At 39.4% G+C, this 22,657-nt stretch carries 22 protein-coding genes and 2 other annotated features; all 22 genes read left to right on the top strand.

The genetic code is table 11. The annotated features are described in order from the left end of the window. The first annotated feature begins 34 nt into the window (after positions 1–34). The 22 genes from gltX to fusA all read left to right on the top strand — a co-directional run bounded on the left by gltX (position 35) and on the right by fusA (position 22,518). The gene (gene gltX / locus QUF91_RS27250; protein ID WP_289419945.1) at positions 35–1,495 is read left to right on the top strand and encodes a glutamate--tRNA ligase; all 1,461 of its coding nucleotides are present in this window, start codon (positions 35–37) and stop codon (positions 1,493–1,495) included. A 50-nt stretch (positions 1,496–1,545) separates the two neighbouring features. After that, positions 1,546–1,763: a binding site (T-box leader), on the top strand. Between the two features lie 149 nt (positions 1,764–1,912). Beyond that, complete coding sequence (cysE, locus tag QUF91_RS27245; RefSeq protein ID WP_285396437.1) at positions 1,913–2,563, top strand: serine O-acetyltransferase; 651 nt, start codon at positions 1,913–1,915, stop codon at positions 2,561–2,563. Further along, positions 2,560–3,960, top strand: a complete 1,401-nt coding sequence (gene cysS, locus QUF91_RS27240) for a cysteine--tRNA ligase (RefSeq protein ID WP_285396436.1) — start codon at positions 2,560–2,562, stop codon at positions 3,958–3,960. The genes cysE and cysS overlap by 4 nt, the downstream gene beginning before the upstream one ends. Positions 3,961–3,965: 5 nt before the next feature. Further along, entirely contained in the window at positions 3,966–4,385 is a 420-nt protein-coding gene (locus QUF91_RS27235; protein ID WP_285396435.1) for a Mini-ribonuclease 3, read from the top strand. Continuing rightward, positions 4,385–5,137, top strand: coding sequence for a 23S rRNA (guanosine(2251)-2'-O)-methyltransferase RlmB (gene rlmB / locus QUF91_RS27230; RefSeq protein ID WP_285396434.1), 753 nt, complete (start codon positions 4,385–4,387; stop codon positions 5,135–5,137). Before QUF91_RS27235 ends, rlmB begins: the two co-directional genes overlap by 1 nt. Before the next feature lie 2 nt (positions 5,138–5,139). Continuing rightward, positions 5,140–5,652, top strand: a complete 513-nt coding sequence (locus tag QUF91_RS27225) for an NYN domain-containing protein (protein ID WP_285396453.1) — start codon at positions 5,140–5,142, stop codon at positions 5,650–5,652. 68 nt (positions 5,653–5,720) lie between these two features. Next, the gene (gene sigH / locus QUF91_RS27220) at positions 5,721–6,368 is read left to right on the top strand and encodes an RNA polymerase sporulation sigma factor SigH (RefSeq protein ID WP_285396433.1); all 648 of its coding nucleotides are present in this window, start codon (positions 5,721–5,723) and stop codon (positions 6,366–6,368) included. Between the two features lie 76 nt (positions 6,369–6,444). Then, positions 6,445–6,591, top strand: coding sequence for a 50S ribosomal protein L33 (gene rpmG / locus QUF91_RS27215; protein WP_004233588.1), 147 nt, complete (start codon positions 6,445–6,447; stop codon positions 6,589–6,591). 48 nt (positions 6,592–6,639) lie between these two features. Further along, positions 6,640–6,825 carry a preprotein translocase subunit SecE gene (gene secE / locus QUF91_RS27210; protein WP_289419944.1) on the top strand — a complete coding sequence of 62 codons (186 nt, stop codon included), beginning with the start codon at positions 6,640–6,642 and terminating at the stop codon, positions 6,823–6,825. A gap of 64 nt (positions 6,826–6,889) precedes the next feature. Next, on the top strand, positions 6,890–7,063 hold the full coding sequence (locus tag QUF91_RS27205; protein WP_289419943.1) for a hypothetical protein: 174 nt from the start codon (positions 6,890–6,892) through the stop codon (positions 7,061–7,063). Positions 7,064–7,270: 207 nt separating this feature from the next. Beyond that, positions 7,271–7,804, top strand: a complete 534-nt coding sequence (gene nusG, locus QUF91_RS27200; RefSeq protein ID WP_285396430.1) for a transcription termination/antitermination protein NusG — start codon at positions 7,271–7,273, stop codon at positions 7,802–7,804. Between the two features lie 226 nt (positions 7,805–8,030). Next, positions 8,031–8,456 (top strand): 50S ribosomal protein L11, encoded by a 426-nt coding sequence (gene rplK / locus QUF91_RS27195; protein WP_004233593.1) that lies wholly within the window; start codon positions 8,031–8,033, stop codon positions 8,454–8,456. A 119-nt stretch (positions 8,457–8,575) separates the two neighbouring features. After that, the gene (gene rplA, locus QUF91_RS27190; RefSeq protein WP_285396429.1) at positions 8,576–9,274 is read left to right on the top strand and encodes a 50S ribosomal protein L1; all 699 of its coding nucleotides are present in this window, start codon (positions 8,576–8,578) and stop codon (positions 9,272–9,274) included. Positions 9,275–9,335: 61 nt separating this feature from the next. Beyond that, positions 9,336–9,481, top strand: a sequence feature (ribosomal protein L10 leader region). Between the two features lie 32 nt (positions 9,482–9,513). Next, positions 9,514–10,014 (top strand): 50S ribosomal protein L10, encoded by a 501-nt coding sequence (gene rplJ, locus QUF91_RS27185; RefSeq protein WP_068986555.1) that lies wholly within the window; start codon positions 9,514–9,516, stop codon positions 10,012–10,014. A 71-nt stretch (positions 10,015–10,085) separates the two neighbouring features. Continuing rightward, positions 10,086–10,448, top strand: a complete 363-nt coding sequence (gene rplL / locus QUF91_RS27180; protein WP_285396428.1) for a 50S ribosomal protein L7/L12 — start codon at positions 10,086–10,088, stop codon at positions 10,446–10,448. A 76-nt stretch (positions 10,449–10,524) separates the two neighbouring features. After that, positions 10,525–11,127: a class I SAM-dependent methyltransferase gene (locus tag QUF91_RS27175; RefSeq protein ID WP_289419942.1), complete on the top strand. Its 603-nt coding sequence runs from the start codon at positions 10,525–10,527 to the stop codon at positions 11,125–11,127. A 241-nt stretch (positions 11,128–11,368) separates the two neighbouring features. Continuing rightward, positions 11,369–14,944, top strand: coding sequence for a DNA-directed RNA polymerase subunit beta (gene rpoB / locus QUF91_RS27170; protein WP_285396426.1), 3,576 nt, complete (start codon positions 11,369–11,371; stop codon positions 14,942–14,944). Positions 14,945–15,147: 203 nt separating this feature from the next. Further along, positions 15,148–18,834 (top strand): DNA-directed RNA polymerase subunit beta', encoded by a 3,687-nt coding sequence (rpoC, locus tag QUF91_RS27165; RefSeq protein ID WP_285396425.1) that lies wholly within the window; start codon positions 15,148–15,150, stop codon positions 18,832–18,834. A gap of 139 nt (positions 18,835–18,973) precedes the next feature. Beyond that, positions 18,974–19,222: a ribosomal L7Ae/L30e/S12e/Gadd45 family protein gene (locus QUF91_RS27160; protein ID WP_285396424.1), complete on the top strand. Its 249-nt coding sequence runs from the start codon at positions 18,974–18,976 to the stop codon at positions 19,220–19,222. 98 nt (positions 19,223–19,320) lie between these two features. Continuing rightward, positions 19,321–19,740, top strand: coding sequence for a 30S ribosomal protein S12 (gene rpsL / locus QUF91_RS27155; RefSeq protein WP_008181595.1), 420 nt, complete (start codon positions 19,321–19,323; stop codon positions 19,738–19,740). Positions 19,741–19,888: 148 nt separating this feature from the next. Further along, positions 19,889–20,359 carry a 30S ribosomal protein S7 gene (rpsG, locus tag QUF91_RS27150; RefSeq protein WP_024364378.1) on the top strand — a complete coding sequence of 157 codons (471 nt, stop codon included), beginning with the start codon at positions 19,889–19,891 and terminating at the stop codon, positions 20,357–20,359. 80 nt (positions 20,360–20,439) lie between these two features. Further along, the gene (gene fusA, locus QUF91_RS27145; RefSeq protein ID WP_285396422.1) at positions 20,440–22,518 is read left to right on the top strand and encodes an elongation factor G; all 2,079 of its coding nucleotides are present in this window, start codon (positions 20,440–20,442) and stop codon (positions 22,516–22,518) included. The last annotated feature ends 139 nt before the right edge of the window (positions 22,519–22,657 follow it).

Here is a 22,657-nt window from a genome sequence, read left to right as displayed (position 1 = left end):
ATTTTTTGATCGAAAATTTAGGAGGCTTTTAATTATGGCGAAAGAAGTTCGTGTTCGTTACGCGCCATCCCCTACTGGTTTCTTACATATCGGTGGAGCGCGTACAGCGTTATTTAACTATTTATATGCAAAACATCATAACGGTAAATTCATTGTACGTATTGAAGATACAGATATCGAGCGCAATGTAGAAGGCGGAGAAGCATCTCAGCTTGATAACTTAAAATGGTTAGGTATCGAATATGATGAGTCAATCGATATTGGTGGACCATATGCACCTTATCGTCAAATGGAGCGTCTTGATATTTATAAAGAGCACGCTGAAAAGCTTTTAGAGCAAGGTGTAGCTTATAAATGCTTCTGTTCTTCAGAGAAATTAGAAGCATCTCGTGAAGAGCAAAAAGCGCGAGGTGTTGCAGCTCCAACTTATGATGGTACTTGTCGTCATTTATCAGTAGAGGAAGTTGCGGCTAAAGAAGCTGCAGGTGAACCATACACAATTCGTATGCGCGTACCTGAAAATGTATCATATGAATTTGAAGATTTAGTACGTGGGCAAGTAACATTTGAGTCAAAAGATATTGGTGACTGGGTACTTGTTAAAGCAAACGGTATTCCAACGTATAACTATGCGGTAGTGCTAGATGATCACTTTATGGAAATTTCACATGTATTCCGTGGTGAAGAGCATTTATCGAATACACCAAAACAAATGATGATTTTTGATGCATTTGGCTGGGAATATCCACGCTTTGGTCATATGACATTAATCATTAATGAAAACCGTAAAAAATTATCAAAACGTGATGAATCAATTATTCAATTCGTCACACAATATAAAGATTTAGGATACCTACCTGAAGCAATGTTCAACTTCTTTGCATTACTTGGCTGGTCTCCTGAAGGGGAAGAAGAGATTTTCTCAAAAGAAGAATTTATTAAAATCTTTGATGAAAAACGTCTTTCAAAATCACCATCTATGTTCGATAAGCAAAAGCTTACATGGATGAATAACCAATACATTAAAAAGCTATCTTTAGAAGAAGTAGTGGCATTATCTTTACCACACTTACAAAAAGCTAGTTTATTACCAGAAGAGCTGACAGCGGAAGAACTTGCATGGGCGACAGATTTAATCGCACTTTATCATGACCAAATGAGCTTTGGTGCTGAAATTGTAGAACTATCTCGCCTATTCTTTAACGATCACATTGAATATGATGAAGAAGCAAAAGCAGTTTTAGCTGGTGAGCAAGTACCTGAGGTTATGGCAGCATTTAAAGTGCAGCTTGAAGGTTTAGAAGAATTTACGCCTGATACTGTTAAAGCCGCTATTAAAGCTGTTCAAAAAGAAACAGGTCACAAAGGGAAAAATCTATTTATGCCAATCCGCGTTGTAACAACGGGTGAAACGCATGGCCCAGAGCTTCCTAACGCGATTTGCTTAATTGGCAAACAGAAAACAATTGACCGTGTAGAAAAACTTGCGCAATAAGTAGAAATTGATTGACAATTTATTAGTTCGTTGTAAAATGTATTTAAATTGAGAAAGCGTTGATAGGGAGAAGTAAGTGGCGCATGCTCTAAAGAGAGGACCATCACCGGCTGAAAGTGGTCTGAGCCTAGGCAAAACTGAAATGCACCTTTGAGCATAAAGCTGAACAATAGTAGGCTTTATCGATTCGTTCCCGTTATAGAACGTCCAGAGTGGAAGGTTTTTGCCTTCAATCAGAGTGGAACCGCGCAAATTTAGCGTCTCTGTCATTCCTTTTTGGGATGATAGGGGCGCTTTTTTATGTTTTAGTCATTTGACGGTGGCACAATTCTACTCAACTAACTCTGCAGCGAATCAACGTTAGCTACAGTGTGTCAAAGGGTCAAGGCCAATCAAAACGAAAAGGGGGAGTTTTTTGTGTTTAAAAGAATGAAGGAAGATGTAGAAACAATCTTTGAGAATGATCCAGCAGCGCGTAGTGTGTTTGAAGTTGTGCTAACATACTCAGGTCTACATGCTACATGGGCGCATCGAGTTGCCCATTGGTTCTTTAAAAGGCGCTTTTATTTTATAGCTCGTACTATTTCACAAATTAGTCGCTTCTTTACTGGAATTGAAATTCATCCTGGAGCGAAGATTGGTCGACGTTTCTTTATTGACCATGGGATGGGCGTTGTTATTGGCGAAACATGTGAGATTGGTGATAATGTAACATTGTATCAAGGGGTAACTTTAGGTGGTACAGGAAAAGAAAAGGGGAAACGCCATCCGACATTAAAGGACAATGTACTAGTTGCGACAGGAGCAAAAGTATTAGGTTCTATTACAATTGGTGAGAATAGTAAAATTGGTGCAGGTTCAGTTGTCTTAAAAGAAGTGCCACCAAACGCTACAGTTGTCGGTATTCCTGGTAAAATTGTGATTAAGGATGGAGTCCGTCTAGAGAAAAAACTAGACCACCAAAATATACCTGACCCTGTAGAAGAACGTTGTCAAGGTTTCGAGAAACAGATTGCAGCATTGCAGCAGGAAATCGAGAGCTTACAAAAGGAGAGAGAAACACAATGAGTATTCAAATTTTCAACTCATTAACACGACAAAAGGAAACTTTCGTACCGCTAGAAGAAGGCAAAGTGAAAATGTATGTTTGCGGTCCGACTGTTTATAATTATATCCATATTGGGAATTCGCGTCCTGTTATTGTTTATGATACAGTACGACGTTATTTTCAATATAGAGGCTATGATGTGAAATTTGTATCCAATTTTACGGATGTAGACGATAAAATTATTAAGGCAGCAAATGAGCTGGGCGAAGAAGTACATGAATTAACAGAGCGCTTCATTGCTGCGTATTTTGAAGATGTTACAGCATTAGGCTGCAAGAAGGCAGATGTACACCCACGCGTTACAGAGCATATGGATGATATTATACAATTCATTCAAGTTTTAATCGATAAAGGCTATGCTTATGAGTCAGCTGGAGATGTCTATTACCGAACTCGTAAATTTAATGGCTACGGTAAACTATCTCATCAATCGGTGGATGATTTAAAAATTGGTGCTCGTATTGAAGCTGGCGAGAAAAAAGATGATGCATTAGATTTCGCTCTATGGAAAGCTGTTAAGCCAGGTGAGATTTATTGGGAAAGCCCTTGGGGAAAAGGTCGTCCGGGTTGGCATATTGAATGCTCGGTAATGGCACGTGAACATTTAGGAGATACTATTGATATTCATGCTGGTGGGCAAGATTTAACTTTCCCGCATCACGAAAATGAAATTGCACAATCTGAAGCTCATAATGATAAAACATTTGCACGTTATTGGATGCACAATGGGTATATTAATATTGATAATGAAAAAATGTCCAAATCTCTTGGCAATTTTATACTCGTTAATGATATTCGTAAACAAATTGATCCACAAATCTTACGCTTCTTTATGCTTTCTGTACATTATCGCCATCCAATTAACTTTTCAAAGGATTTAGTGGATGCAGCCGCAACTGGTTTAGAACGAATTCGTACTGCCTACAACAATGTTAAGCATCGTTTAACAGCAACGGCTAGTCTAGGTGATCATTCAGAAGAATGGCTTGGAAAAATTGCTGAACAAAAAGCGTATTTTGAAGAAGCAATGGATGACGATTTTAATACAGCCAATGCCATTTCCGTATTATTTGAATTAGCACGTATCGCAAATATTTATTTAAATGAAACAAATACCGATGAAAAAGTATTATTGCGTTTTGTTGAAACTTTTGAGGTGTTAGGTGACGTCTTAGGTATTGAATTTGCAAAAGAAGAAGAGCTATTAGACGAAGAAATTGAAGCACTTTTACAGGAGCGTGTAGAAGCGCGTAAAAATCGTGATTTTGCTCGTTCAGATGAAATTCGTGACCATTTGCAAGCGCAAGGTATCATTTTAGAAGATACGCGACAAGGAACTAGATGGAAACGAGGGTAAGTAACTTGGATAAACTCCGCAACGAAGATGTCAAGCAATTGAATGCATTAGCGTTAGCCTATATGGGAGACGCAGTTTTAGAGCAAAAGGTACGAGAGTATTTGCTACGTGCCGGCCGTGTTAAACCTAATACACTTCATAGAGAAGCGACGTGTTATGTATCAGCGAAAGCGCAATCTATGATTGTACATCGAATGATGGATGAAGGCTTTTTAACAGAGGAGGAATTGGCTGTGTTCCGTCGTGGACGCAATGCCAAATCCGGCTCTGTGCCCAAAAATACAGATGTTCAAACATACCGTAATAGCTCAGGCTTTGAGGCGGTGCTTGGTAGTTTATATTTATTAAATGAATTAGAACGCGTGTATGCAATCATTGCATACGCTATTCAAATAATCGAGGAATCAAAAGGAGTGTCGAAATAATGGCAGAGCAAAATGGTGAAATTATTGCCGGTAAAAACCCAGTGTTAGAAGCACTTCGTTCAGGCCGCGATATGAATAAAGTATGGATTGCAGAAGGTGTAAAAAAATCAGGGGTTAATGAATTACTAGATTTGGCACGAGAACGTGGCGTCATTGTTCAATTTGTCCCGAAAAAAAAGGTTGATCAATTATCAGATGCCAATCACCAAGGAATTGTCGCCTCTGTTGCAGCATACCAATATGCAGAGCTAGAGGATTTATTTGCTGCGGCAGCAAAAAAACAAGAAGACCCATTTTTCTTGATTTTAGATGAGCTAGAGGATCCGCATAATCTGGGCTCTATTATGCGAACTGCTGATGCTATAGGTGCACACGGTATAATTATCCCGAAGCGTCGTTCCGTAAGTTTGACAGCTGTAGTGGCAAAGTCTTCAACGGGAGCAATAGAGCATGTACCTGTCGTGCGTGTTAATAACCTAGCGCAAACAGTAGAAGAGCTAAAAGAACGAGGAGTATGGATCGCAGGTACAGATGCTAAAGGTTCTGCGGACTATCGTAAAATGGATGCAACATTACCGCTAGCGATTATTATTGGTAGTGAAGGTAAAGGCATGAGCCGCTTGTTAAAAGAGAAATGTGACTTTTTATATCATTTACCGATGATTGGACATGTCACATCACTAAATGCATCGGTAGCTGCTGCACTTTTAATGTATGAAGTGTATCGTAAACGTCAAGAAGCGAATGATTGACAATGAACAACATTTTGCTTGTTGACGGCTATAATATGATTGGAGCTTGGAAAGAGCTACGGCCATTACGAGATACGAATTTTGAAGATGCGCGTAAGAGATTAATTGAGCTTATGGCTGAGTATAAGGCGGCCATGGGCTGGCGCGTAATTATCGTTTTTGATGCACATCTTGTACCAGGTGTGGAGCAATCTTATTTAGAAAATGATGTCGAAGTCATTTATACACGAAAAAACGAAACAGCAGATGAACGTATTGAAAAAATGACAAGAGAACTAAAAGCTAGAAATGTTCAAATTCATGTAGCAACTTCGGATATGGCAGAGCAAAGTGTAATTTTTGGTAACGGTGCTTTGCGAAAATCGGCAAGAGAGCTAGAAATTGATCTGGGTATTATCCAGCATAAAATTTCTCATGATGTGAAACGAAAACAGGATAGCAAGCCGCCATCTCGCATAGAGCTAAAGCCTGATATTGCTTTGGCCTTTGAAAAATGGCGACGTGGTTTGAAATGATTGATTGACTCATATTTTCCAATTCCGTTATACTGTTCCTAATTATCTGTTGTGGCTGAGGTGATACCATGTTTAAAAATAGTATTGTACAAGTGACACAAGATTTTGAACGATTCAATGATGAAGAACTTATTGAAATGGTGCATCAAGGTAATACAGATGCGTTGGATTATTTAATTACGAAATACCGTTTGTTAGTAAGAGCAAAGGCTAGATCATATTTTTTAATTGGTGCGGATAAAGAAGATATTGTGCAAGAGGGCATGATTGGTTTATATAAAGCCATTCGTGATTTTAAGGGAGACAAGCTAGCTTCTTTTCGAGCTTTTGCTGAGCTATGTATTACAAGACAAATTATTACGGCTATTAAAACTGCTACAAGACAAAAGCATATACCACTAAATTCTTACGTTTCTTTGGACAAGCCTATTTTTGATGAAGAGTCAGATCGTACATTAATGGACGTGTTAACAGGTGCTATTATGGATGATCCGGAAGAATTAATGATTCATAGAGAAGAGTATGGTTACTTAGAAGAAAAGATGAGTGAGATTTTAAGTGAATTAGAGTTACAAGTGTTAGCTCTTTACTTAGATGGCCGGTCTTATCATGAAATTTCCGCGAAATTAAATCGTCATGTGAAGTCCATTGACAATGCTTTGCAACGAGTAAAGCGTAAATTAGAGCGACATTTAGTGCTTGAAGAAATGTCCTAGCGGTAGCATACCCTTGTTGACATTGACAAATATAGGTGTTAGTCTTGAAAAGACAAAGTGCCGAAAAGGTGATTATATGGCAAAAAAAGTCGTTTTAAATTGTGAAAAATGTGGATCGAGAAATTACACGTTTCCTGCTAAGGAAGGTTCAACTGTACGCCTCGAATTAAAGAAATTTTGCTCACATTGCAATGAACATACAATGCATAAACAAACGCTATAAAATAATTTGTAAATAGACAGATATGATTGATTCGGAGGTCAGGCTAGAATGGGCAAGATTAAAGGCTTTTTCAGCAATGTAATGGCGGAAATGCGCAAAACAAGCTGGCCAAAAAGTAAAGAACTGACGAAATATACAGTCGTTGTAATTTCAACTGTTGTAATTATGGCTTTATTTTTTGTGTTAATTGATTTAGGCATTTCATCATTACTTCGCTGGTACTTAGAGTTATAATTTAGTAAATAGCATGTTAATACTTCTGAAATAGCCCGTCATTACAATAAACGGGTTTTTTCGTTTGTTTTATCTTCATTCAGCGGATGTTTTTGTAGCGAAAGCGAAGCATCAACTGCAGATCTTTTCTGTAGCGAAAGCAACAAATGTTTTCTGTGCGAAAGCGAAGCGACAGCTACAATTACGCCAAGGTGAAATTGAAGAAGTGAACTGCAATAAAATATTCTTAATATGGTAAGTATGCTACTAGGGATAGTATGAGGGTAGCAATAGATGACTATGCTAGTTTGGGTATATATCATCAGGCTTTCGCTAGGCTATTAGCGGAAGCTATGTTTTTCTAATGGGTAGTTTGTGAAAAGAGTAAAGGATACGCTTAGCATATCGTGATTCATTTTTTCACTTTTATTTGTAAGGGAGGGACGGACGAGGAGTCCTAGTAGTTATGGAGAAAAATTGGTATGTTGTTCATACGTATTCAGGGTATGAGAACCGCGTAAAAGCAAACCTAGAGAAACGTGTAGAAACAATGGGTATGCAGGATAAGATTTTCCGTGTTATTGTGCCTGAACACGAAGAAACAGAAATGAAGGATGGGAAAAAGCGTACAATGATGCGTAAAGTTTTCCCTGGCTATGTTTTAGTAGAGCTAATTATGACAGATGATTCGTGGTACGTTGTACGTAATACACCAGGTGTAACTGGCTTTATAGGTTCATCTGGTGGCGGGGCAAAGCCTACACCTTTATTACCTGAAGAAGCGGATCGTCTACTACAACAAATGGGAATGACTGACAAAGTTGTCGAAGTTGATATTTCTGTTGGGGAAGCGGTAGAAGTATTAGAAGGGCCTTTTGCTCACTTCCAAGGACGTGTTGAAGAAATTGACACTGAAAAAGGAAAAGTGAAAGTTTCTGTTGATATGTTTGGTCGCGAAACAATTATGGAACTAGATTTTGAACAAATACAAAAAATGTAGTTCTAGTAACTAAAGTGTCATACGTCTGATGCGTATGTCGCAGATTTTGTTAATTACTACTTGCTTAAAAAAAATAAAAGTGGTATCATTTCAAGGTCAGACTGTCAGACTTTAGTTTGACGTCTGTAATGATAATTTTAATGTTATCGGCACTTAGCTGACAGACAGATATTGAGTGGGAGGGGCAACCCAATTACCACATCACGGACTTAAGGAGGTGTGTCTCGTGGCTAAAAAAGTTATTAAAGTTGTAAAACTTCAAATCCCTGCTGGTAAAGCAAATCCAGCTCCACCGGTTGGTCCTGCATTAGGTCAAGCGGGTGTGAACATCATGGGATTCTGTAAAGAATTCAATGCGCGTACTGCAGATCAAGCTGGTCTTATTATCCCAGTTGAAATTTCAGTATTCGAAGACCGTTCTTTCACTTTCATTACAAAAACTCCACCTGCAGCAGTTCTACTTAAAGTAGCAGCTGGTATCCAATCTGGATCTGGTGAACCAAACCGTAAAAAAGTGGCAACGGTTAAACGTGATAAAGTTCGCGAAATCGCTGAAACTAAAATGCCAGACCTTAACGCTGCTTCAGTTGAAGCTGCAATGTTAATGGTTGAAGGTACTGCACGAAGCATGGGTATTGTTATCGAAGACTAATCCCATTACTTGATGATGTATTTGTTTTTTGGAAGGTTGCGGAGTTTCTTTGTGAACGCGCAACCTTTATTCGTGGGAGGTAAAATCCGCTATAACCACAATCAAGGAGGAATTATATAATGGCTAAAAAAGGTAAAAAACTGCAAGATGCAGCAAAATTAATCGACCGTAACGCAGTATACGGCGCACAAGAAGCAATCGAACTTGCTCAAAAAACTAGCTCAGTGAACTTCGACGCTACTGTAGAAGTTGCTTTCCGTCTAGGAATCGATACTCGTAAAAATGACCAACAAATCCGTGGTGCAGTAGTGTTACCAAACGGTACTGGTAAAACTCAACGCGTATTAGTATTCGCTAAAGGTGAAAAACTTAAAGAAGCTGAAGCAGCTGGTGCTGACTATGTAGGCGATGCAGAATACATCCAAAAAATCCAACAAGGTTGGTTCGATTTCGATGTAATCGTTGCAACTCCTGACATGATGGGTGAAGTTGGTAAACTTGGTCGTGTATTAGGACCTAAAGGTTTAATGCCAAACCCTAAAACTGGTACAGTTACTTTCGACGTAACAAAAGCTATCGAAGAAATTAAAGCTGGTAAAGTAGAATACCGTGCTGATAAAGCTGGTATCATCCACGCTCCTATCGGTAAAGTTTCTTTCTCTGCAGAAAAATTAGTAGAAAACTTCTTAACTGTATTTGACGTAGTGCAAAAAGCAAAACCTGCTGCAGCTAAAGGTACTTACATGAAATCTGTAAACGTTACAACTACAATGGGTCCAGCTATTAAAATCGACGCTTCAAACGTAGTAGTAAAATAATAAAAGATTTTACACAAATCTATTGACGGTGCTATATATCCATGATATTATAGTTGCTGTTGTGAATCATCCATTTGTACCGTAGACAGTAGGAGTGACTTGTCACTTAATGATCCTACCGAGGACATCGGAATTCGGATTCTTATTTAAAGATGATGACTTTCAGCCTCTGCGTCTAATTGACCCAGAGGCTTTACTTTTGTCGGTATAAATGACCCATTCTAATAGGAGGTGTCATCATGAGCAAAGCAATCGAAAACAAACAAGTACAAGTTCAAGAGATTACTGAAAAATTCCAAAACGCTGCTTCTGTAGTAGTTGTGGATTACCGTGGTCTTAACGTTGCACAAGTGACTGAGCTTCGTAAACAACTTCGTGAAGCTGGCGTTGAGTTCAAAGTTTACAAAAACACTTTAACTCGTCGTGCTACTGAAGCTGTTGGCCTTGAAGGAATCAATGACGTATTAGTTGGTCCTAACGCAATTGCGTTCTCAAATGAAGATGTTGTAGCTCCTGCTAAAATCATCAACGAGTTCGCTAAGAAAAATGAAGCTTTAGAAATTAAAGCAGGTATTATTGAAGGTACAATCTCTTCTGTTGAAGATGTTAAAGCACTTGCAGAACTTCCATCACGCGAAGGTCTTCTTTCTATGCTTTTATCTGTACTTCAAGCTCCAGTGCGCAACTTCGCACTTGCAACAAAAGCTGTTGCAGAACAAAAAGAAGAACAAGGCGCGTAATTTTATACGCACTATAACTTCTGCGGCCTGACCGCAACAATAAAACATTATCCAATTAGGAGGAAATTATAATGAATAAAGAGCAAATCTTAGAAGCTATCAAAGCTATGACAGTTCTTGAATTAAACGATTTAGTAAAAGCTATCGAAGAAGAATTCGGTGTAACAGCTGCTGCTCCTGTAGCAGTAGTAGGTGGTGCTGCTGCTGGCGCTGCTGAAGAAAAAACTGAGTTTGACGTAGTATTAGCATCTGCTGGTGCAGAAAAAATTAAAGTAATCAAAGTGGTTCGTGAAATCACTGGTTTAGGTCTTAAAGAAGCTAAAGAAGTAGTAGATAACGCTCCTAAAGCTCTTAAAGAAGGCATTTCTAAAGATGAAGCTGAACAAATCAAAGCTAAACTTGAAGAAGTTGGCGCATCTGTAGAAGTTAAGTAATCTCGCGTTACTTTTAAACAAGAGGAAAGCTCGTCATTGTGGCGGGCTTTTTTCTTCATTCTGAGGAGGCGTGAAAATGTCTGATCATTATTATACAAGTAAGCCTCAAACTGAGAGTAAACCTCGTCATTGGACCTTCAAATTATTAGGTCATACGTTTTCTTTTGAAACGGACGCGGGTGTATTTAGTAAAAGCGAAGTAGATTTTGGATCCCGTGTTTTGATAGATGCTTTTCAAATGCCTGATATTGATGGTGCAATTTTGGATGTGGGTTGTGGCTACGGACCGATAGGATTATCTGTTGCCAAAGCAAACCCGGATCGTACCGTTTTGATGATGGATATTAATGAACGTGCAGTTACGCTTTCGCAAAAAAATGCGCAAGGAAACGGAGTTCAAAATGTACGAATATTTGTGAGTGACGGACTATCGATGGTCGACGAAAATGTAAAAGCTGCAGCTATATTAACCAATCCTCCAATTCGTGCGGGAAAGGATACAGTTTTCCGTTTTTACGATGGTGCTTACGACAAGTTAGCGACATCTGGTGAGCTGTGGATAGTGATACAGAAGAAGCAAGGTGCACCATCAACGGTAAGTTACTTAGAGGAAAAATTTTCAGAAGTCGATGTTGTAGAGAAGAAAAAAGGGTACTGGATAGTACGTGCAAAAAAATAAGTGAAATATGTATAAAATATTGACTTGACAAATCGGCTATGATAACATGATACAATGCAAAAATATTATTTTGAGGTCGTGTGCCCTTTTGTATATGATTGTTTTAATGTGGGTATACTTGCCAAGATAAGTTTAGTTAACCGAAAATGAGATCTTTTTGAAGACTCGTTTTCTTTTTGTCTTTCGAAATCATACACTATTTGTATGATTTTGCAAAGACCTAATATCGCTTTATTGAGGGGTGAATGAGTTGACAGGTCAACTAGTTCAGTATGGACAACACCGCCAGCGTAGAAGCTTTGCGCGTATTAAAGAGGTGCTTGAGCTTCCAAATCTGATTGAGATTCAAACGGCGTCTTACGAGTGGTTCCTTGAAGAAGGTTTACGTGAAATGTTCCGTGACATTTCGCCGATCGAGGACTTTACAGGCAATCTTTCATTAGAATTTATCGATTATTCATTAGGTGATCCTAAGTATGATGTCGATGAGTGTAAAGAGCGAGATGTTACTTACGCAGCTCCTTTACGTGTGAAAGTACGTCTTTACAACAAAGAAACAGACGAAGTGAAAGAACAAGATGTCTTCATGGGTGACTTCCCATTAATGACAGAGACAGGTACGTTCATTATCAATGGTGCTGAACGTGTTATCGTTTCACAATTAGTTCGTTCACCGAGTGTGTATTTCCATGATAAAACTGATAAAAACGGTAAAAAAGGTTTTGGAGCTACAGTTATTCCGAACCGCGGTGCATGGTTAGAATATGAAACTGACGCGAAAGACGTAGTATATGTACGTATTGATCGTACGCGTAAGCTTCCAGCAACAGTGCTACTTCGTGCATTAGGTTTCGGTTCAGACCAAGAAATTATCGATATTATCGGTGACAACGAGTATTTACGTAACACGTTAGAAAAGGATAACTCTGAAAGTACAGAAAAAGCACTTTTAGAAATCTATGAACGTTTACGTCCAGGTGAGCCACCAACGGTTGAAAGTGCGAAGAGCTTATTATATTCTCGTTTCTTTGATGCAAAACGCTATGATTTAGCGAATGTTGGTCGCTACAAAATGAATAAAAAGCTTCATATCAAAAATCGTTTATTTAACCAAACGATTGCTGAAACGCTTGTAGACCCAGAAACAGGCGAAATTTTAGTAGAGAAAGGTACAGTTCTTGACCGTCGTACTTTAGATAAAATCTTACCGTATCTAGAAGATTCATCAAAAGCAATCGGTTACCGCACTTTATCACAAGTAGGTGGAGTGCTTGAGGATGATGTAACAATTCAGTCTATTAAAATTTATGCACCAAAAGATGAAGCGCAAAAAGAAATCAATATTATTAGTAATGCATACATCGATGAAGAAGTGAAGAATATTACACCTGCTGACGTATTATCTTCAGTAAGTTATTTCTTCAACTTACTTTACCAAGTAGGGGCAACAGATGATATCGACCACTTAGGTAACCGTCGTCTACGCTCTGTTGGTGAGCTGTTACAAAACCAATTCCGTATCGGTTTATCTCGTATGGAACGTGTAGTACGTGAGCGTATGTCTATTAACGATACAGCTGCTATCGTACCACAACAATTAATTAATATTCGTCCAGTAATTGCGTCAATTAAAGAGTTCTTCGGTAGCTCTCAGTTATCACAATTCATGGACCAAACAAACCCATTGGCAGAATTAACACATAAACGTCGTCTTTCTGCATTAGGGCCTGGTGGTTTAACACGTGAGCGTGCAGGTTTCGAAGTACGTGACGTTCACTATTCTCACTATGGTCGTATGTGTCCTATCGAGACACCAGAGGGTCCAAACATTGGTTTAATCAACTCATTATCTTCATTTGCCAAAGTAAATAAATTTGGATTCATTGAAACACCTTATCGTCGTATTGACCATGAGACAGGTAGAGTAACGGATCAAATTGATTATTTAACAGCTGACGAAGAAGATAACTACTATGTAGCACAAGCGAACTCACTGTTAAATCCTGATGGTTCATTTGCTAAAGAAGAGGTAGTAGGTCGTTTCCGTGGGGATAATACAGTATTCAATAAAGCACAAATGGACTACATGGACGTTTCACCTAAACAAGTAGTTTCGGCTGCGACTGCATGTATCCCGTTCTTAGAGAACGATGACTCGAACCGTGCACTTATGGGTGCCAACATGCAACGTCAAGCAGTTCCTCTTCTTAACCCAGAAGCACCATTCGTTGGTACTGGTATGGAACACGTTGATGCGCGTGACTCTGGTGCGGCTGTAGTAGCGAAATATGATGGTATTGTTGAGCATGTAGAAGCTCGCTCTATCCATGTTCGCCGAATTGAAGTCGTTGATGGTAAAGAAGTTAAAGGCGATTTAACAAAATATAAATTACAAAAATTCATTCGTTCTAACCAAGGTACTTCATACAACCAACGTCCACTTGTAAAAGTTGGCGAACGTGTGAAACCTCGTGACATTTTAGCAGATGGTCCATCTATGGAAAATGGTGAACTTGCTCTTGGTCGTAACGTACTTGTTGCGTTCATGACTTGGAACGGCTTTAACTATGAGGATGCTGTTATCATGAGCGAACGCCTTGTAAAAGACGATGTTTATACATCTGTTCATATTGAAGAATATGAATCAGAGTCTCGTGATACAAAATTAGGACCTGAAGAAATCACTCGCGATATTCCAAACGTTGGGGAAGATGCACTTCGTAACTTAGACGAACGTGGTATCATCCGCATCGGTGCAGAAGTACGTGACGGTGACATTCTTGTAGGTAAAGTAACACCTAAAGGAGTTACAGAATTAACTGCTGAAGAACGTCTATTACATGCTATCTTCGGTGAAAAAGCTCGTGAAGTTCGTGATACTTCATTACGTGTACCACACGGTGCTGGCGGTATTATTCTTGACGTGAAAGTATTTAACCGTGAAGATGGCGATGAATTACCACCAGGTGTTAACCAATTAGTTCGTGCTTACATTGTTCAAAAGCGTAAAATTCGCGTTGGGGACAAAATGGCCGGACGTCATGGTAACAAAGGGGTTATCTCTCGTATCTTACCGGAAGAGGATATGCCATTCATGCCAGACGGAACTCCTGTCGATATCATGTTAAACCCACTTGGCGTACCTTCTCGTATGAACATCGGACAAGTTTTAGAGCTACACTTAGGTATGGCTTCTCGTTACTTAGGTATTCATATGGCAACTCCAGTATTTGATGGTGCCAACGAGGAAGACGTTTGGGAAACGATGGAAGAAGCAGGTATGAACCGTGATGGTAAAACAATCCTGTATGATGGACGTTCAGGTGAACCATTTGATAACCGCGTATCAGTAGGGATCATGTACATGATCAAACTTGCTCACATGGTTGATGATAAACTTCACGCACGTTCAACTGGTCCTTACTCACTTGTTACACAACAACCACTTGGTGGTAAAGCACAGTTCGGTGGACAACGTTTTGGTGAGATGGAGGTATGGGCACTTGAAGCATACGGTGCTGCTTACACACTTCAAGAAATCTTAACAGTTAAATCCGACGACGTTGTTGGTCGTGTGAAAACATACGAAGCAATTGTTAAAGGTGAAAGTGTACCTGAGCCAGGCGTTCCTGAATCATTCAAAGTATTGATTAAAGAACTTCAATCTCTTGGTATGGATGTGAAGATGTTAACAGTCAATGATGAAGAGGTAGAGCTTCGCGACTTAGACGAGGAAGATGAACTTCAACCAGCTGATGCTCTTAACATTGCACCACAGCAAGATAAAGAAGAAGAGCCAGTAGAGTCTTTTGAATAATGGATAACCGAAATTCACAGCTTTTGTGAATAAGGTCAAACTTATTTTTCAAACTAGCCGGGCAGGATTTAACGCCCTGCCCGGCTTTTTCAATAAATCATTCTATTTTTAATCCTTTGTTAAAGAGGTATTTCTTTGCAAACGATTATCGAGCTGCGTAAAAGAGTCTTTATAAAGACCTATACTAGAGGGAGGTAGGCTCCTTGATAGACGTTAATGAATTTGAATATATGAAAATTGGTTTAGCTTCTCCTGACAAGATCCGTTCTTGGTCATACGGTGAAGTTAAAAAACCTGAAACAATTAACTATCGTACTTTAAAACCAGAAAAAGATGGTTTATTCTGTGAGCGTATTTTCGGTCCAACTAAGGACTGGGAGTGTCATTGTGGTAAATACAAACGTGTACGCTATAAAGGCGTAGTTTGTGATCGTTGTGGAGTTGAAGTAACACGCGCTAAAGTTCGTCGTGAACGTATGGGTCACATCGAATTAGCAGCACCAGTATCTCATATCTGGTACTTCAAAGGTATTCCTAGCCGTATGGGTCTTATTTTAGATATGTCCCCACGTGCACTAGAAGAAGTAATTTACTTTGCTTCTTATGTTGTAATCGAGCCAGGTGCTACAAACTTAGAAAGTAAACAACTACTTTCTGAAAAAGAGTACCGTGCATATCGCGAAAAATTTGGCAACACATTCGAAGCATCTATGGGTGCGGAAGCAATTAAAAGATTATTAGGCAAAATTGATCTTGAAGATGAAACTCAATCTTTAAAAGAAGAGTTAAAATCAGCACAAGGTCAACGTCGTACACGTGCCATTAAACGTCTTGAAGTTGTTGAATCATTCCGTAACTCAGGTAACTCTCCTGAATGGATGATTTTAGATGTACTACCGGTTATTCCACCAGAGCTTCGTCCGATGGTGCAATTAGATGGTGGCCGTTTCGCAACTTCTGACTTAAACGATTTATATCGTCGTGTAATCAACCGTAATAACCGTTTAAAACGTTTACTAGACCTTGGTGCTCCAAGTATCATCGTACAAAACGAAAAACGTATGTTACAAGAAGCTGTTGATGCATTAATTGATAACGGTCGTCGTGGTCGTCCTGTAACAGGTCCTGGTAACCGTCCATTAAAATCACTTTCACATATGCTGAAAGGTAAACAAGGTCGTTTCCGTCAAAACTTACTTGGTAAACGTGTTGACTACTCAGGTCGTTCGGTTATCGTAGTAGGTCCAAACTTAAAAATGTACCAATGTGGTCTACCGAAAGAAATGGCAATTGAGCTGTTCAAGCCTTTCGTGATGAAAGAGTTAGTAGAACGCGGTCTTGCGCATAATATTAAATCTGCTAAACGTAAAATCGAACGTTTAAACAACGACGTATGGGACGTTTTAGAAGATGTAATTCGTGAGCATCCAGTATTACTTAACCGTGCACCAACGCTTCACCGTCTTGGTATTCAGGCCTTTGAACCAACATTAGTTGAAGGTCGTGCTATTCGTCTTCACCCATTAGTATGTACAGCTTATAACGCTGACTTCGATGGTGACCAAATGGCGGTTCACGTACCATTATCAGCAGAAGCACAAGCAGAAGCTCGTCTTCTAATGCTTGCAGCACAAAATATCCTGAACCCGAAAGACGGTAAACCAGTTGTAACACCATCTCAAGATATGGTATTAGGAAACTACTACTTAACACTTGAGCGTGAAGCAGCTCGCGGCGAAGGAACAATTTTCTATGGACCAAACGAAGTATTAATTGCATATGACACAGGTCATGTTCATTTGCATACTCGTATTGCGATTAAAGCAAGCTCGTTAAACAACCCAACATTCACTGAAGAACAAAATAATATGTTCCTATTAACGACTGTTGGTAAAGTAATCTTTAATGAAATTTTACCAAAATCATTCCCATTCATTAACGAGCCAACTGATTTCAACTTAGAGCAAGAAACACCAGACAAATACTTTGTTAACTTAACAATTGATGAAGAAACGTTAAAAGAGCTTGAGGCAGATGCTACTTATAATGGGCTTGATGAAAAAGGTAAAGTTGAAGCACAACGTACAGCTGTACTTCGCAAACATTTTGCATCAGTACCAGTTGTAAACCCATTCCGTAAAAAATTCTTAGGTAATATCATTGCTGAAGTATTTAAACGTTTCCACATCACTGAAACATCTAAAATGCTTGACCGCATGAAGAACCTAGGATTCAAATATTCAACACGTGCTGGTATCACTGTAGGTGTATCTGACATCGTCGTATTACCAGACAAAGGCGAAATTTTAGCGGTAGCTCAAGAAAAAGTAGATAAAGTTCAAGCGCAATTCCGTCGTGGTTTCATCACGGAAGATGAGCGTTATGATCGCGTTATCTCAAGCTGGAGTGCTGCGAAAGATGAAATTCAAGCTAAGCTGATGAAGTCGCTTGAGAAAACAAACCCAATCTTTATGATGTCTGACTCAGGTGCCCGTGGTAACGCATCTAACTTTACACAGTTAGCTGGTATGCGTGGTCTGATGGCCAACCCGGCTGGTCGTATCATCGAACTTCCAATTAAATCTTCATTCCGTGAAGGTTTAACGGTATTAGAGTACTTCATCTCAACTCACGGTGCTCGTAAAGGTCTTGCCGATACAGCCCTAAAAACTGCCGATTCAGGTTACTTAACACGTCGTCTTGTTGACGTTGCACAAGATGTTATCGTTCGTGAGGATGACTGTGGAACTGACCGCGGTTTAACAATCGGTGCGTTAATGGAAGGCACAGAGCTAATTGAAGCGTTAGATGAACGTATTATCGGTCGTCATACTAAGAAAACAATCTTGCATCCAGAAACAGGCGAAGTAATTTTAGAAAAAGACGGTTTAATCGACCAAGATATCGCTCGTACAGTTATCGAGCTTGGTATCGAGGAAGTAACAATCCGTTCAGCATTCACATGTAATACAAAACATGGCGTATGTAAAAAATGTTACGGCATGAACTTAGCAACAGGTGAAGAGGTTGAAGTTGGAGAAGCAGTTGGTATTATTGCGGCTCAATCAATCGGTGAACCAGGTACACAGTTAACAATGCGTACATTCCATACAGGTGGGGTTGCCGGGGATGATATTACACAAGGTCTTCCACGTATCCAAGAGATTTTTGAAGCACGTAATCCTAAAGGTCAATCAGTTATTTCTGATATCGCAGGTACTGTTTCAGACATCACTGAAATCCGTGAAGGTCTAAAAGAAATTACAATTGAAGGTGACGTAGAAACTCGTAAATACCCAGCACCTTACAATGCTCGTCTGAAAGTACAAGAAGGCGACTTTGTAGAACGCGGTCAAGTATTAACAGAAGGTTCTATCGATCCAAAACAATTGTTAAAAGTTAAAGACGTTTCAACAGTTCAAGAGTACCTGTTAAAAGAAGTACAAAAAGTATACCGTATGCAAGGGGTAGAAATTGGAGATAAACATATCGAGGTAATGGTTCGCCAAATGCTTCGTAAAGTACGTGTAATTGAAGCTGGTGATACAGAATTATTACCAGGCTCATTACTAGATATCCACCAATTCTCAGAAGCAAATGCAGATGCTGTGTTAAATGGCAAAAACCCTGCAACTTGTCGTCCTGTCATTCTTGGTATTACAAAAGCTTCTCTTGAAACAGAATCATTCTTATCTGCTGCATCATTCCAAGAAACAACACGCGTGTTGACAGATGCAGCCATTAAAGGTAAACGTGACGAGCTTCTAGGATTAAAAGAGAACGTAATTATCGGTAAACTTGTTCCTGCAGGTACTGGTATGCAACGTTATCGTCAAATCCGTATCGAAAAAGATGAGCTTGACACAGATGAGCTAATTTCTGCTGAATAATCATTAAATAAGTGCCGGAGAGATGTATTTTCATCATCTCTTCGGGCTTTTTAAAGAATATTAGTTGACAGTCGAAATTGGTAATGATAATATATTGAAGGTTGATAGTTAACTGTTCTGTACTTTGGAGGATATGAAAATGTCTTATGATAGAGTAAGGGCAAGTCAAACAATCATAGGTACAAAGCAAGCAGTAAAAGCAATGCGCGATGGTTCAGTGAAAGAACTTTTTGTGGCACTTGACGCAGACAATTGGGTAACCGATTTGGCCATTACTTTCGCGAGAGAAATCGGTGTGCCAGTTATTCTTGTTGAGTCCAAAAAGGAACTGGGCAAGACCTGTGGAATCCACGTTGGAGCAGCGGTTGTTGCTATTGCTGTAGAGTAGTTTTTGTGTATAAAACACAAAGACTTTGTTTTTACCCAAAAAATGAACCACCTGGATGTGTGGTATTAACAAGGAATAAATGAAGGGAGGAAATACCGATGCCTACAATTAACCAATTAGTACGTAAGCCTCGTCAATCTAAAAGCACGAAATCAAAATCACCAGCGTTAAACAAAGGATATAACTCATTTAAAAAATCTTTAACTGATGTTAAATCTCCACAAAAACGTGGTGTTTGTACTCGTGTAGGTACAATGACACCTCGTAAACCAAACTCAGCGTTACGTAAATACGCTCGTGTTCGTTTAACTAACCAAATTGAGGTTACAGCTTATATCCCAGGTGAAGGCCACAACTTACAAGAGCACAGTGTTGTTCTTATCCGTGGCGGACGCGTAAAAGACTTAGCGGGTGTTCGTTACCATATCGTACGTGGAGCTCTTGATACAGCTGGTGTAAACGGTCGTTTACAATCACGTTCTAAATACGGAACAAAACGCCCTAAAGAAAAAAAATAATATAACACTATATAGTGTTTCTAAATAATGAGCCTCATGTAGGTGTGACAAATTTCAAATCTTGCTAGCAGATTTGAAATTTGAGTAACAACTACGATAAGGCAACTTTATAAAATAAATCGATATCTATTCGAAAGGAGGAAAACACATGCCTCGTAAAGGTCCTGTTTCCAAACGTGACGTGTTACCAGATCCAATTTATAATTCAAAACTAGTAACTCGTTTAATCAATAAAATGATGGTTGATGGTAAAAGAGGTACTTCTCAAAAGATTTTATACGGTGCGTTCGAATTAGTTAAAGAACGTTCTGGTGAAAATCCAATTGAAGTATTCGAAGCTGCTCTAAACAACGTAATGCCAGTTCTTGAAGTACGTGCTCGCCGTGTTGGTGGTTCTAACTACCAAGTACCAGTTGAAGTACGTCCAGAACGTCGTACAACTTTAGGTCTTCGTTACCTAGTTAACTATTCTCGTCTTCGTGGTGAAAAAACTATGGAAGAGCGTTTAGCTAACGAAATCCTAGATGCTTCAAACAACACTGGTGCATCAGTTAAGAAACGTGAAGATATGCACAAAATGGCAGAAGCGAACAAAGCATTCGCTCACTACCGTTGGTAATTTAACCTATGTGTTAGTTAACTGGCTAACACAAGGTCTTTTATACAATCTTTACCCCAATATGGAAGGAGAAATTTCCTATGAAACGCGAATTCTCACTTGAGAATACTCGTAATATTGGGATCATGGCTCACATTGATGCTGGTAAAACAACAACAACTGAGCGTATCCTTTATTACACTGGTAAGATTCACAAAATCGGTGAAACTCATGAAGGCGCTTCTCAAATGGACTGGATGGAGCAAGAGCAAGAACGTGGTATTACAATCACTTCTGCTGCAACAACAGCCCAATGGGCAGGTCACCGTGTAAACATCATCGATACTCCTGGACACGTAGACTTCACTGTAGAAGTAGAACGTTCATTACGCGTACTTGACGGTGCTGTAACAGTACTAGATGCTCAATCTGGTGTTGAGCCTCAAACTGAAACTGTATGGCGTCAAGCTACAACATACGGTGTTCCACGTATTGTATTCATTAACAAAATGGATAAAACAGGAGCAGATTTCTTATATTCTGTAGGAACTCTACATGAGCGTTTACAAGCAAACGCTCACCCTGTCCAATTACCTATCGGAGCTGAAGATGAGTTCTCTGCAATCATCGACTTAGTTGAAATGAAAGCTACTTTCTACGGCGACGAAAAAGGTACAGCAGTAACTGAAGGTGAAATTCCTGCAGAATACCGCGAACAAGCTGAAGAATACCGTGAAAAATTAATCGACGCTGTTGCAAGTGTTGATGAAGATATCATGGAAAAATATTTAGAAGGCGAAGAAATTACTGTTGCTGAACTTAAAGCGGCTATCCGTCGTGCTACGATCGCAGTAGAATTCTACCCAGTAATCTGTGGTACAGCATTCAAACACAAAGGTGTACGCCCAATGTTAAATGCAGTTATCGATTACTTACCATCTCCAGTTGATGTACCAGCAATCAAAGGTACTTCAGTTGATGGTGACGAAGAGTTAGAACGTAAATCTTCTGATGATGAGCCATTCTCAGCTCTTGCATTCAAAGTTATGACTGACCCATTCGTAGGTAAATTAACTTTCTTCCGTGTGTACTCTGGAACATTAGATTCAGGTTCATACGTACAAAACTCTTCTAAAGGTAAACGTGAGCGTGTAGGTCGTATCCTACAAATGCACGCTAACTCTCGTGAAGAGATTTCTAAAGTATTCGCTGGGGACATCGCAGCAGCAGTAGGTCTTAAAGATACTACTACTGGTGATACTCTATGTGACGAGAAAAACCTAGTTATTCTTGAATCAATGGAGTTCCCTGAGCCAGTAATTTCTCTTTCTGTAGAACCAAAATCAAAAGCTGACCAAGATAAAATGGGGCAAGCTTTACAAAAACTTCAAGAAGAGGATCCAACTTTCCGTGCTCACACTGACACAGAAACTGGACAAACAATCATCTCAGGTATGGGTGAGCTTCACCTTGATATCTTAGTTGACCGTATGCGCCGTGAATTTAAAGTAGAAGCTAACGTAGGTGCTCCAATGGTATCTTACCGTGAAACATTCCGTGGCTCTGCAAAAGTTCAAGGTAAATTCACTCGCCAATCTGGTGGTCGTGGACAATACGGAGACGTAACGATTGAGTTCTCTCCAAATGAAGAAGGTAAAGGCTTTGAATTCGAAAACGCTATCGTTGGTGGTGTAGTACCTCGTGAATACATTCCTGCAGTAGAAGCTGGTCTTCGTGACTCTCTTGACCGCGGTGTAGTAGCTGGTTACCCACTAATCGACATTAAAGCGAAATTAGTATTCGGTTCTTACCATGACGTTGACTCGAATGAGATGGCGTTCAAAATTGCTGCATCTATGGCTCTTAAAGAAGCTGCTAAACAATGTGATGCAGTTATCTTAGAACCAATGATGAAAGTAGAAGTTGTAATTCCAGAAGAATACCTTGGTGATATCATGGGTAACATTACTTCTCGTCGCGGACGCGTTGAGGGTATGGAAGCTCGCGGTAACTCACAAGTTGTTCGTGCAATGGTTCCTTTATCGGAAATGTTTGGTTATGCAACAACTCTTCGTTCAGCAACACAAGGTCGTGGTGTATTCTCAATGACATTTGATCATTATGAAGAAGTACCAAAATCAATCGCTGCTGAAATCATCAAAAAAAATAAAGGTGAATAATTGAAATTTCATCTTGCATAAAGTATAACTAATTTGTAAGCTATGATTGTGGTATGGTGGATGGGCCCGTTCGCCATCAGCAATCATTCTATAAATTCAAAAAAAATATAAACATATAATTTTGAGGAGGCAATCTCTA

The sequence above is a fragment of the Lysinibacillus sp. G4S2 genome, from assembly GCF_030348505.1.
Taxonomy (GTDB): domain Bacteria; phylum Bacillota; class Bacilli; order Bacillales_A; family Planococcaceae; genus Lysinibacillus.
Note: the sequence above shows the minus strand (reverse complement) of the source record. Positions and strands in the feature narration are given on the sequence as shown.